The organism is Streptomyces sp. NBC_00440 (genome assembly GCF_036014215.1).
Taxonomy (GTDB): Bacteria; Actinomycetota; Actinomycetes; order Streptomycetales; family Streptomycetaceae; genus Streptomyces.
In genome coordinates, this window is record NZ_CP107921.1 from 2508728 (window position 1) to 2521247 (window position 12520).

Sequence of the window (12520 nt, forward strand, 5' to 3'; positions counted from 1 at the left end):
TCCCCATGAGGATGCGTCGGGCCTTCCCAAGTGGAGCGATTGGCTTTTTGGTAGGCGAAGTGAGCGCTGTGGGTGTGAAGGCTTCCATCGTAATGCCGCCTGCCCGGACAGCGCGCGAGGGTCCTCCGCCATGTGGGCGGAAGTTGTGGCCGCCTCAGTCATGGTGACGTCATGTCGGTGCGATGCGTTCCCGAAATCGCCCGGCATATGCCGAAGGGCGACCGAATTAATTCGGTCGCCCGAGGCCGGGAGCGCTATTCGGCTGACACGACGTCAGGATACGCCCGGGAAAAAAATCTTCAATTCTCGCTCTGCGGACTCCTCCGAGTCCGAGGCGTGGATGAGATTCTCCCGGACGATGGTGCCGAAATCGCCACGAATGGAGCCGGGCGCTGCGGCAATCGGGTCAGTCGGACCCGCCAGGGCGCGTACGCCCTCGATGACCCGCTCACCCTCGACGACCAGCGCGACGACCGGACCCGAGGCCATGAATTCGACCAGCGGCTCGTAGAAGGGCTTGCCCTTGTGCTCGCCGTAGTGCTGCTCCAGCGTGTCCTGGTCGAGCGTCCGCAGCTCCATCGCCGTGATGGTCCAGTTCGCCTTGCGCTCGATGCGGCCGACGACCTCGCCGACAAGCCGGCGGCGTACGGTGTCGGGCTTGAGCAGAACGAGCGTGCGCTGGCTCACTGTACGGACTCCTTCAGTACGGGCGGTACGGGATACAGGGGTAACGAGCCCTCAGGCTACAGGGCCTGTCGTGCGCCTATTACGCAGCGTCAGGCCCTGCGGAGGCCTGCTCCGCCCAGCGGGCCTTCGCCTCGTCGACGATCCGCCCGTAGTGGACGGACGCCCACCACAGTCCGGCGAACGCCACCCCGAGGATGAACATCACCGGTACGAAGAAACCGCTGGCGATCAGCGCGATCTGGAGCGCCCAGCCGATCTGGACAGCACCCGGACGGCTCAGCATTCCGCACAGCAGCACGGAGAGGAGCATCCCGATACCGCATACCGTCCAGACCGTGGTCTCCGACAGATCGCCCTTCATGGCGACCAGACCGGCGAAACCGATCACGAAGAACTCACCGATCAAGGTGGACGCGCAGAGCGTGCGCATAGGTCAGCGCCTTCCCAGAAGCAGCCGGGCCTCGCCGACCGTGATCACGGAACCGGTGACGAGAACACCCGCTCCGGCGTACTCGTCCTCTTCCTCGGCGAGCGTGATCGCCGCCTCCAGAGCGTCGTCGAGCCGGGGCTCCACGACCACGCGTTCGTCGCCGAACACCTCGACGGCGATCGCGGCCAGGTCGTCCGCCCTCATCGCCCGGGGCGTGGAGTTCTCGGTGACCACGACCTCCGCGAAGATCGGCTCGAACGCTTCGAGCAGTCCGCGCACGTCCTTGTCGCCGCTCGCCCCGACCACTCCGATCAGCCGCGAGAAGCTGAAGGCCTCGGTGACACCCGCGGCGGCCGCCAGCGCGCCCCCCGGGTTGTGCGCCGCGTCCAGGACGACCGTCGGGGAGCTGCGTACGACCTCCAGGCGGCCCGGCGACGAGACCGACGCGAAGGCCTTGCGGACCACGTCGATGTCGAGCCGCTGCGCCTGCTGGGCACCGACCCCGAAGAACGCCTCGACCGCGGCGAGGGCCACCGCCGCGTTGTGCGCCTGGTGGGCGCCGTACAGCGGGAGGAAGACGTCCTCGTAGTCACCGCCGAGGCCGCGCAGCGTCAGCAGCTGGCCGCCGACGGCGATCTCCCTGGTGCCGACGCCGAACTCCATGCCCTCGCGGGCGACCGTGGCGTCCATCCCGACGGCCTTCTTCAGCATCACCTGGGCGGCGTCGACCGGCTGCTGCGCCAGAATGACCGTCGCGCCCTGCTTGATGATCCCGGCCTTCTCACCGGCGATCTCGGCGGGCGTGTTGCCGAGGCGGTCCGTGTGGTCCAGGGAGATCGGGGTGACGACGGCGACAGGGGCCTCGATGACGTTCGTCGCGTCCCAGCTGCCGCCCATCCCGACCTCGACGACGGCGACGTCCACCGGCGCGTCGGCGAAGGCCGCGTACGCCATTCCGGTGAGCACCTCGAAGAAGGAGAGCCGGTGCTCCTGCTGCCCGTCGACCATGCCGACGAACGGCTTGATCTCCTCGTACGTCTCGATGAACCGCTCGGCCTCGATCGGCTCACCGTTGAGGCTGATGCGCTCGGTGATCGACTGGACGTGCGGCGAGGTGTACCGCCCGGTACGCAGGTCCAGCGCGCCGAGCAGCGCCTCGACCATGCGGGCCGTCGATGTCTTGCCGTTGGTGCCGGTGATGTGGATCGAGGGGTACGCGCGGTGCGGATCGCCCAGGACGTCGAGCAGCGCCTCCATCCGTACGAGGGAGGGGTCGAGCCTGGTCTCGGGCCAGCGGCCGATGAGCTCCTGCTCCACCGCGCGCAGCGCCCTGTCCACCTCCGGGTCGGCGGGCCTGGCCGGCACTGTGTCGCCCGGCGGAGGTCCGCCGTGGGTACGCAGGGTGCGGCTGCCGGCCTCGATCACCGCCTGGTCGGGGGACGACGGGATCTCCCCCGCTGATTCCGCGCCGTCGGCTGGGGGAAGGTCGGTCGCTGCGTCGACGATTTCGTCGAAAGGGTCGGACTCGCTCACAGGACCAGTCTACGGAGGTCCCGGCGCGCCCGGACCTCGCCCGTCCCGTCCGGGCCAGGACCCCCGGTTCGGAGCACTCCGGCGCGCGGAACACCCCCTTGTCAGGCCAGACTTACCAAATATGGACATAGGTATTGATCTCGGTACGGCGAACACGCTCCTCTACGTCCGCGGCAAGGGCATCGTGCTCAACGAACCCTCCGTGGTGGCGGTGCGCGACGGCGGCCGCGGAGCCCCGGCCATCGGTGACGAGGCGCGCGAGAGCCTCGGACGCACCCCGGACTCGGTCTCGGCGCTCCGCCCGATGCGGGAGGGCGTGATCGGCGACTACGAGGCCGCCAGAGAAATGATCAGATACTTCGTGCGCAAGGCCCTCAAAGGCAGGCGGACGCGCACCCGGATGGTGGTCTGCATGCCGACCGGGGTGACCCCGGTGGAGCTGCGGGCGATCGTGCAGGCCGCACAGGAGGCGGGCGGCCGCACCGTCCATCTGCTCGACGAGTCGATGGCGGCGGCGATGGGCGCCGGGCTGCCGGTCGACGAACCGCGCGGCTCCATGGTCGTCGACATCGGCGGCGGTACGACCGAGGTCGCCGTGATCTCCATGGGCGGCATCGTCACCTCGCGGTCGCTGCGGCTCGCGGGCGACCGGATGAACACGGCGATCACCGAGCACATCCGCGAGGAGCGCAGCCTGCTGATCGGCGAGCGGACCGCCGAGGAGGTCAAGCTGGAGATCGGCTCGGCCTGGCCGGTCCCGGACGACCAGGCGCTGGAGAGCCGGACCTGCACGGTCCGGGGGCGCGAGAAGATCAACGGGGTGCCGACCGCGCTCATCCTCACCGCGGCCGAGATCCGCGAGGCGATGCACGAGCCGATCGAGGCGATCGTCGCCACGGTGCAGTCGACCCTGGCCGAGTGCCCGCCCGAGCTGGCGGCCGACGTGATGAAGCACGGGATCGTCCTGACGGGCGGCGGCTCGCTGCTGCCGGGTCTGGATCAGCGGATCGCGTCAGCCACCGGCATCGGCGTGACCGTGGCCGGGACACCGCTGGAGTGTGTGGCGCTGGGGACGGGCAAGTGCGTCGAGGAGTTCGACTCGGTGAGCACCAAGGTGCTGACACCCGCCACGTGACGCACTCCGTACGGCGAAGACCCCCGGCGGAACCGGGGGTCTTCGTCCTGTGCGTGCCCGCCTGCGCTACGCCTGCGGCAGCCCGTCCAGCTGGGCCTGGATCCGCTCCATGTCCGTCTCGGCCTTGGCGAGGCGCGTACGGATCTTGTCGACCACGTTGTCCGGTGCCTTCGCCAGGAACGCCTCGTTGCCGAGCTTCCCGAGCGCCTGCGCCTTCTCCTTCTCGGCGGCGCCGAGGTCCTTGGTCAGCCGCTTGCGCTCGGCCGCCACGTCGATGGTCCCCGACAGGTCCAGTGCGACCTTGGCACCCGCGACCGGCAGCGATGCGGTGGCCTGGAAGCCCTCCCCCGCCGGCTGGAGCCGCAGCACCTGGCGGATGGACGCCTCGTGGGGCGCCAGCGCCGTGCCCGTCAGGTCGAGCTGGGCCGGGACCTTCTGGCCCGGCTGCAGCCCCTGGTCGGAGCGGAAGCGGCGGACCTCGGTGATGACCTGCTGGACCAGCAGGATCTCCTGCTCGGCCGCGCTGTCCCGGAAGCCGGAGTCCTTCGGCCAGTCGGCCACGACGACCGACTCCTTGCCGGTGAGCGTGGTCCACAGCGTCTCGGTGACGAACGGGACGATCGGGTGGAGCAGTCGCAGCATCACGTCGAGGACCTCGCCGAGGACCCGCGCCGAGACCTTGGCGGGCTCGCCGCCCGCGAAGAACGTCGTCTTCGACAGCTCGACGTACCAGTCGAAGACCTCGTCCCACGCGAAGTGGTAGAGGGTGTCGGCGAGTTTGGCGAACTGGTAGTCGTCGTAGTACGCGTCCGCCTCGGCGACGACCGCGTTCAGCCGCGACAGGATCCACCGGTCGTTGGCCGACTGCTTCTCGACGGGCGGCAGTTCGCCCTCGACGGTGGCGCCGTTCATCAGCGCGAAGCGGGTCGCGTTCCAGATCTTGTTGGCGAAGTTCCGCGACGCCTTGACCCAGTCCTCGCCGATCGGCACGTCCGCACCGGGGTTGGCGCCGTTGGCGAGGGTGAAGCGGACGGCGTCGGAGCCGTACTCGTCCATCCACTCCAGCGGGTCGACCACGTTGCCGAAGGACTTGGACATCTTCTTGCCGTTCTCGTCACGGACGAGACCGGTCAGCGCGATCGTGTGGAACGGTGCGACGCCGTCCATCGCGTAGAGACCGAACATCATCATCCGGGCGACCCAGAAGAAGATGATGTCGTGGCCGGTGACCAGGACGTCGGTCGGGTAGAACTTCTCCAGGTCCGGGGTCCGCTCCGGCCAGCCGAGCGTGGAGAACGGCCACAGGCCGGAGGAGAACCAGGTGTCGAGGACGTCCTCGTCCTGGCGCCAGCCCTCACCGGTGGGCACTTCGTCGTCCGGTCCGACGCAGACGACCTCGCCCTCCGGGCCGTACCAGACGGGGATCCGGTGGCCCCACCACAACTGGCGTGAGATGCACCAGTCGTTGAGGTTGTCGACCCAGTCGAAGTAGCGCTTCTCCATCTCCTTCGGGTGGATCGTGACGCGGCCGTCGCGGACCGCGTCGCCCGCGTCCTTGGCGAGCGTCTCGACCTTGACCCACCACTGGAGGGAGAGCCGGGGCTCGACGGTCGTCTTGCAGCGCGAGCAGTGGCCGACGGAGTGCGTGTACGGGCGCTTCTCGGCGACGATACGGCCCTGCTCCCGCATGGCCTCGACGATCGTGGAGCGCGCCTCGAACCGGTCGAGCCCGTGGAACGGGCCGGGGACCGTGATGACTCCGCGCTCGTCCATGATCGTCATGGACTCCAGGCCGTGCCGCTGGCCGATGGCGAAGTCGTTCGGGTCATGGGCGGGCGTCACCTTGACGGCGCCGGTGCCGAACTCCGGGTCGACGTGCGTGTCCGCGACGACCGGGATGGTCCGGTCGGTCAGCGGCAGCTTGATCCGCTTGCCGATGAGGTGCGCGTACCGGGCGTCGTCGGGGTGGACGGCGATCCCGGTGTCACCGAGCATCGTCTCGACCCGGGTGGTCGCGACGACCAGGGTCTCGTCGCCCTCGCCGTACTTGAGCGAGACCAGCTCGCCGTCGTCGTCCTGGTAGTCGACCTCGATGTCGGAGATCGCGGTGAGACAGCGCGGGCACCAGTTGATGATGCGCTCGGCGCGGTAGATCAGCTCGTCGTCGTAGAGCTTCTTGAAGATGGTCTGGACGGCCTGGGACAGCCCCTCGTCCATGGTGAACCGCTCACGGGACCAGTCGACCCCGTCCCCGAGACGGCGCATCTGCCCGAGGATCTTGCCGCCGTACTGCTCCTTCCACTGCCAGACGCGCGCGGTGAACTCCTCGCGCCCCAGGTCCTGGCGGGACTTGCCCTCCTCGGCGAGCTGCTGCTCGACCTTGTTCTGGGTGGCGATACCGGCGTGGTCCATACCGGGCAGCCACAGGGCCTCATAGCCCTGCATGCGCTTGCGGCGGGTGAGGGCGTCCATCAGCGTGTGCTGGAAGGCATGGCCCAGGTGCAGGGCGCCCGTGACGTTCGGCGGCGGGATGACGATGGTGAACGGGGGCTTGTCGCTCTTGGCGTCGGCCTCGAAGTAACCGCGCTCCACCCAGCGCTCGTACAGCTTCCCCTCTACCTCGGCCGGCGCGTACTGGGTCGGCAGTTCGGTGATGGGCGCTGGAGTCTGCGATGAGTTCTCGGTCACGGGTTCAGTTTAAGGGCGTCACGGTCCCGTACTGAAACGGGAATCTTTGGTGAGACTGTGGCCCCCGTCTCCCCGGCGCGTACGGGCGTCCGTCAGGATGTTCGCATCACGTAAGAATCCAGAGGGGGACCACAGTCCATGAGCTACAACCAGCCGGGACCGTACGGACAACAGCCTCAGCAGCCAGGTCCGTACGGACAGCAGCCGCCTCAGCAGCCCGGACCGTACGGACAGCCGCAGCAGCCCCAGCAGCAGCCCGGCAACCCGTACGGCCAGCCCGCCGGCCAGCCGCAGCCCGGCTACGGCTACCCGCAGCAGCCCCCGCAGGGCGTCCCGCCGCAGGGCGTCCCGCCGCAGGGGTACGGATACCCGCAGCAGCAGCCGGGCCAGCCGAACCCGTACAGCCAGCAGCCCCAGCAGCCGCCGTACGGACAGCAGCCCGCGTACGGCCAGGTGCCGCCGCCCCCGCAGGCCCCGAAGAAGAAGACGGGCCTGATCGTCGGCGCGGTGATCGTGGCGGTCGCGGTGATCGGCGGCGGGGTCTATCTGCTGACCTCGCAGGGCGGCGGCAACAGCGATGTCTCGGCCGCCACCAAGGGGTACAAGCTCGTGGCCCCCGCTTCGATCGACGAGTACCAGAAGCAGCAGGGCGCCGACCAGTCGGCGTGGGCCGCGGGCGGCAAGGAGAAGGCCGAGGCCCTGGGCATCAAGAACCCCTCGAAGATGGGCGCCGCCTACAAGACCGGTTCGAACCTGACCGAGAAGGACCTCAACCTCTCCGGTCTCTGGGGCACGATCGACGACCCGGAGCAGGCCCTGGACGGGGCGTTCGCGCTCTCCAAGGCCAATATCGCCAAGACCGCGTCCGGCGGCCTCAAGGTCGAGCTCCAGGACAGCCCCAAGACGGTCACACCGGCCGGCTTCAGCGGCGCTCTCATGAAGTGTCAGAACGCCAAGGTCACGAACACTGCCAGCAGCACCGGCGACAGCAGTGATCCCACATCGCAGGTGCCGAAGACCTTCGTACTGCCCATCTGTGTCTGGGCGGACTACAGCACCCTCGGGATCGTGCAGAACACCGATGTGTCGCTGATCATGACCCATCAGTCGCTCTCGCTGGACGACGCCGCGGCCCTCACGGCCAAGGTGTACAACACGTCCCGCGTCAAGCAGTAGCCGCTCGCGCTCAGACCGAAGGGGCGCCGGCCGGGTCCGTATGGACCGGCCGGCGCCCCTTCGCCGTTCGTACTCAGCTCATCTGCGCGCTCATCGCGTACGCACTCAACACAGCCGCGGTTACGCGGACTTCTCGTGCCGTCCGTCGTTGCCGACGATCCGCGGCTCGCGCGGGACCAGCGTCGGGTTCACGTTGTCCCGGACGACGTCCGCCGTGATGACGACCCGGGCGACGTCCTTGCGGGACGGCACCTCGTACATCACCGACTGGAGGACCTCCTCCATGATGGCGCGCAGGCCGCGCGCCCCGGTGCCGCGCAGGATCGCCTGGTCGGCGATGGCCTCCAGCGCGGGACGGTCGAAGTCCAGCTCCACACCGTCGAGTTCGAAGAGGCGCTGGTACTGCTTCACCAGTGCGTTGCGCGGCTCGACCAGGATCTGCAGCAGCGCCTCGCGGTCCAGGTTGTGCACCGAGGTCAGGACCGGGAGGCGGCCGATGAACTCGGGGATCATCCCGAACTTCACCAGGTCCTCCGGCATGACCTCCTGGAACTGGTCGCTGGCCTCGATCTCCCGCTTGGAGCGGATGGTGGCGCCGAAGCCGATGCCCTTCGCGCCCGCCCGGGACTCGATGATCCGCTCCAGACCGGAGAACGCGCCGCCCACGATGAACAGCACGTTCGTGGTGTCGATCTGGATGAACTCCTGGTGCGGGTGCTTGCGGCCGCCCTGCGGCGGCACCGACGCGGTGGTGCCCTCCAGGATCTTCAGCAGGGCCTGCTGGACGCCCTCGCCGGAAACATCACGGGTGATCGACGGGTTCTCGCTCTTGCGGGCGACCTTGTCGATCTCGTCGATGTAGATGATGCCGGTCTCGGCCTTCTTGACGTCGTAGTCGGCGGCCTGGATCAGCTTGAGCAGGATGTTCTCGACGTCCTCGCCGACATAGCCGGCCTCCGTCAGCGCTGTCGCGTCCGCGATGGCGAACGGGACGTTGAGCATCCGGGCCAGCGTCTGGGCGAGCAGCGTCTTGCCGGAGCCGGTGGGGCCCAGCAGCAGGATGTTGGACTTGGCGAGTTCGATCGCGTCCTCGCGGCTGGCGCCGCCGCCGTTCTCACCGGCCTGGACGCGCTTGTAGTGGTTGTAGACCGCTACCGAGAGGGCCTTCTTCGCGGGCTCCTGCCCGACGACGTATCCCTCAAGGAACTCATAGATCTCGCGCGGTTTGGGCAGTTCCTCCCACCGCACTTCGGAGGTCTCCGCGAGCTCTTCCTCAATGATCTCGTTGCAGAGATCAATGCACTCGTCGCAGATGTACACCCCGGGGCCTGCGATGAGCTTCTTCACCTGCTTCTGGCTCTTCCCGCAGAACGAGCACTTGAGCAGGTCGCCGCCATCACCGATGCGTGCCACGAGGTGCTTCCCCTTCGCCTGGGAGGCGCCACGTTCAGCGTCTCCTGGTGCCTCATATTCGACGGTACCTTGCCGGGCCCCTCGTTCGGGCCCCCCTTGGCACGGTTCACTTTGACGTGCACCGTGCCAGGGGACGGAAGGTAAATCAAATGGCCATCAGGTGGTCATCATTCCCACGGAGCCCTTACGGGTCGAAACGATCTGGTCGACCAGGCCGTAGGCGAGGGCGTCCTCGGCCGTGAGGATCTTGTCGCGCTCGATGTCGTCGCGGATCTTCTCCACCGGCGTCGTCGAGTGCTTGGCCAGCAGGTCTTCCAACTGGGTCCGCATACGCAGGATTTCGTTGGCCGCGATCTCCAGGTCGGAGAGCTGCTCACGGCCGGTCTGCGAGGACGGCTGGTGGATCAGCACACGGGCGTTCGGGAGCGCCATGCGCTTTCCGGGGGTGCCGGCCGCCAGCAAGACCGCGGCGGCGGAGGCCGCCTGGCCCATGCAGACCGTCTGGATGTCCGGCTTCACGAACTGCATGGTGTCGTAGATCGCGGTCAGCGCGGTGAACGAGCCACCGGGGCTGTTGATGTAGATGGAGATGTCCCGGTCCGGGTCCATCGACTCCAGGCAGAGCAGCTGCGCCATGACGTCGTTGGCGGAGGCGTCGTCGATCTGCACACCGAGGAAGATCACGCGCTCCTCGAAGAGCTTCGCGTACGGGTCGTACTCGCGCACGCCCTGCGAGGTGCGCTCGACGAAGCGCGGAACGATGTAGCGGTTGTCGACCTGCGGACCGGTGTAGAGGCCGCTGGCGGAGGCGGAGTAGTCGTTCATGCTGGTGTTCACCATCCTGGTGGCGTTCAAGTGGTCGGTCGGGGGTCGGAGGCAGGGATGCGGGGCGTCATGCCCCGGTGCCGCCGCCGCCCGGAACGCCCGAGGCGGAGGAGATGATCTCGTCGATGAGGCCGTACTCCTTGGCCTCATCCGCCGTGTACCAGCGGTCGCGGTCACCGTCGCGGATGATCGCATCGACGGTCTGGCCGGAGTGCCGGGCGGTGATCTCGGCCATGCGCTTCTTCGTACGGAGCAGCTGCTGGGCCTGGATCTTGATGTCCGATGCGGTGCCGCCGAGACCGGCCGAGCCCTGGTGCATCAGGATGTCGGTGTTGGGGAGCGCGAAGCGCTTGCCGGCGGTGCCACCGGTCAGCAGGAACTGGCCCATCGAGGCCGCGAGGCCCATACCGATGGTGACCACGTCGTTCGGGATGTACTGCATGGTGTCGTAGACCGCCATGCCTGCCGTCACCGAGCCGCCGGGGCTGTTGATGTAAAGGAAGATGTCCTTTTCCGGATCGGCGGCAAGGAGGAGCAGCTGCGCGGTGATCTTGTTGGCGATCTCGTCGTCGACCTGCTGGCCGAGGAAGATGATCCGCTCACCGAGCAGTCGGTTGTAGACCTGGTCGCCGAGGCCGCCACCGATGTTGGGCTCGCCGGCGGCGTAAGGCATCAGATTCGTCACGTATCCACCTGCTCGTCTCTGACGGCTCCGGCCGTCTCAGCGTCTTCGTACAGCAGGAGTCCGGGGGTGGTTTCCTACTCCCGGGCTCTCCTCTTCATGGACCCTAACGCGCAGGTAGGACAACGCCATCCCGCTTCCCGAACTGTTCGCTGGGAGCGCAAGGTAGGCCCGGCGCGTGCGTACGACGAAGGGTCCGGACGTGCGGCACGCCCGGACCCTTCGCTTTGATCGAGATCAGAACCGGCCGGATCGGAGACCGGCCCGGCCGAGACCGGTGGAGGCTCAGGCCTCCGGCTTGGCCTCGGTCTCGTCCGCGGACGCCTCGGCGGTCTCGGTGACCGCTGCGTCCTCGGCGGCCTCGTCAGCCTCGTCCTCGTCGTCGCTCAGGTCGACGACCTCACCGTTCGTGTCCTTGACCTTGACGGCCTCGACGACGACCGCGAGGGCCTTTCCGCGGGCCACCTCGCCGACGAGCATCGGGACCTGGCCACCCTCGACGACCGCCTGGGCGAACTGGTCGGGGCTCATGCCGGAGGACTGGGCGCGCCGCATGAGGTGCTCGGTGAGCTCCTCCTGGTTGACGTTCAGCTTCTCCTTGTTGACCAGCTCGTCGAGAATGAACTGGGTCTTGATGCCCTTCTCGGCCTGCTCCTTGGTCTCGGCCGTGAACTCTTCCTCGGTCTTGCCCTGGATCTCCAGGTACTTGGCGAGGTCGAGGCCCATCTGGCCGAGCTGGTGGTGCTCCAGGTTGTGCTTGCGGGTGTTGATCTCGTCCTCAAGAAGCTTCTCGGGGATCGGGACCTCCGCCAGCCTCAGCAGCTCGTCGAGGACGCGCTCCTGGGCCTGGGTGGCCTGCTCGTACTGCTTGGTGCTTTCGAGGCGCTTGCGGCTGTCGGCCTTGAGCTCGTCCAGCGTGTCGAACTCGCTCGCCAGCTGCGCGAAGTCATCGTCCAGGCCGGGAAGTTCACGAGCGGCGACCGCGGTGACCTTGACGGTGACCTCGGCGGGCTTGCCCTCGGCGGAGCCGCCCTTGAGCTCGGAGGTGAAGGTGGCCTCGCCACCGGCCTCCAGACCGGTCACGGCCTCGTCGATCCCGTCGAGCAGCTCACCGGAGCCGATGGTGTACGAGACACCCTCGGCCACGCCGTCCTCCAGGACCTCGCCGTCGACCTTGGCCTCCAGGTCGATGGTGACGACGTCACCCTCGGCGGCGGCGCGCTCGACGGGGTTGGTGGACGCGAAGCGGCCACGCAGCTCCTCGACGGCCTTGTCGACGTCCTCGTCGCTGACGTCGACCGCGTCGACCTCGACCTCGATGCCGGAGTAGTCCGGGATCTCGATCTCGGGCCGGACGTCGACCTCGGCGGTGAAGGAGAGCAGCTCGCCGTCCTTGAGCTCCGTGATGTCGACCTCGGGCTGGCCGAGGACATTCAGCTCACCCTCGTTGACGGCCTCGGTGTAGAACTTCGGGAGGGCGTCGTTGACGGCCTCCTCCAGCACCGCACCGCGGCCGAAGCGCTGGTCGATCACGCGGTTCGGGATCTTGCCCTTACGGAAGCCCTTCACCGTGACCTGCTCGTTGATCTTCTTGTACGCCGCGTCGAGGCTGTCCTTGAGCTCCTCGAAGGGCACCTCGATGCTGAGCCGAACCCGAGTCGGGTTCAGGGTCTCCACGGCGCTCTTCACGGTTCGGTCTCCTTGGGGGCTGACTTCAGAATCTCTGCCCGGTTTTAGAGACACGCGGGCACACAGCTTGCATAGTAACGGCAAGCAGGAGGAGACCCACAATGCGATCTTGCTGCTGGTCGGGGTGGCCGGATTCGAACCGACGACCTTCCGCTCCCAAAGCGGACGCGCTACCAAGCTGCGCCACACCCCGTCGGTGCGAGACGTAGGGTACATGGCCGCCCGCCGCACCGTGGCAGTGTTATCGGGGGCATGGCGTTCC

At 67.8% G+C, this 12520-nt stretch carries 10 protein-coding genes and 1 tRNA gene; 2 read left to right on the forward strand and 9 right to left on the reverse strand.

The features are described 5' to 3' along the window. Positions 1–273: 273 nt before the first annotated feature. The 3 genes from ndk to folC form a co-directional block, all read right to left on the reverse strand. Positions 274–687, reverse strand: coding sequence for a nucleoside-diphosphate kinase (gene ndk / locus OHB13_RS11155; RefSeq protein WP_328326533.1), 414 nt, complete (start codon positions 685–687; stop codon positions 274–276). 79 nt (positions 688–766) lie between these two features. Next, complete coding sequence (locus tag OHB13_RS11160; RefSeq protein WP_266857034.1) at positions 767–1117, reverse strand: DUF4233 domain-containing protein; 351 nt, start codon at positions 1115–1117, stop codon at positions 767–769. 3 nt (positions 1118–1120) lie between these two features. Further along, complete coding sequence (gene folC / locus OHB13_RS11165) at positions 1121–2650, reverse strand: bifunctional tetrahydrofolate synthase/dihydrofolate synthase (RefSeq protein ID WP_328376945.1); 1530 nt, start codon at positions 2648–2650, stop codon at positions 1121–1123. A 121-nt stretch (positions 2651–2771) separates the two neighbouring features. On the opposite strand from folC, the gene OHB13_RS11170 reads away from it, so the two are divergent. Beyond that, on the forward strand, positions 2772–3785 hold the full coding sequence (locus tag OHB13_RS11170; RefSeq protein ID WP_328376946.1) for a rod shape-determining protein: 1014 nt from the start codon (positions 2772–2774) through the stop codon (positions 3783–3785). 66 nt (positions 3786–3851) lie between these two features. Here OHB13_RS11170 and OHB13_RS11175 read toward each other — a convergent pair whose 3' ends face one another. Further along, positions 3852–6473, reverse strand: a complete 2622-nt coding sequence (locus OHB13_RS11175; RefSeq protein WP_328376947.1) for a valine--tRNA ligase — start codon at positions 6471–6473, stop codon at positions 3852–3854. Between the two features lie 138 nt (positions 6474–6611). On the opposite strand from OHB13_RS11175, the gene OHB13_RS11180 reads away from it, so the two are divergent. Next, positions 6612–7649, forward strand: a complete 1038-nt coding sequence (locus OHB13_RS11180) for a hypothetical protein (protein ID WP_266857027.1) — start codon at positions 6612–6614, stop codon at positions 7647–7649. 120 nt (positions 7650–7769) lie between these two features. Here OHB13_RS11180 and clpX read toward each other — a convergent pair whose 3' ends face one another. The 5 genes from clpX to OHB13_RS11205 form a co-directional block, all read right to left on the reverse strand. Further along, positions 7770–9062, reverse strand: coding sequence for an ATP-dependent Clp protease ATP-binding subunit ClpX (clpX, locus tag OHB13_RS11185; protein ID WP_266857025.1), 1293 nt, complete (start codon positions 9060–9062; stop codon positions 7770–7772). A 156-nt stretch (positions 9063–9218) separates the two neighbouring features. After that, on the reverse strand, positions 9219–9902 hold the full coding sequence (locus OHB13_RS11190; protein ID WP_164261167.1) for an ATP-dependent Clp protease proteolytic subunit: 684 nt from the start codon (positions 9900–9902) through the stop codon (positions 9219–9221). A 52-nt stretch (positions 9903–9954) separates the two neighbouring features. Next, a complete protein-coding gene (locus tag OHB13_RS11195) occupies positions 9955–10572 on the reverse strand; it encodes an ATP-dependent Clp protease proteolytic subunit (protein WP_323183829.1) in 618 nt (205 codons plus the stop codon). Positions 10573–10854: 282 nt separating this feature from the next. Further along, positions 10855–12258: a trigger factor gene (gene tig, locus OHB13_RS11200; protein ID WP_328376948.1), complete on the reverse strand. Its 1404-nt coding sequence runs from the start codon at positions 12256–12258 to the stop codon at positions 10855–10857. Between the two features lie 116 nt (positions 12259–12374). Continuing rightward, positions 12375–12451, reverse strand: a tRNA-Pro gene (locus OHB13_RS11205). Positions 12452–12520 lie beyond the last annotated feature (69 nt).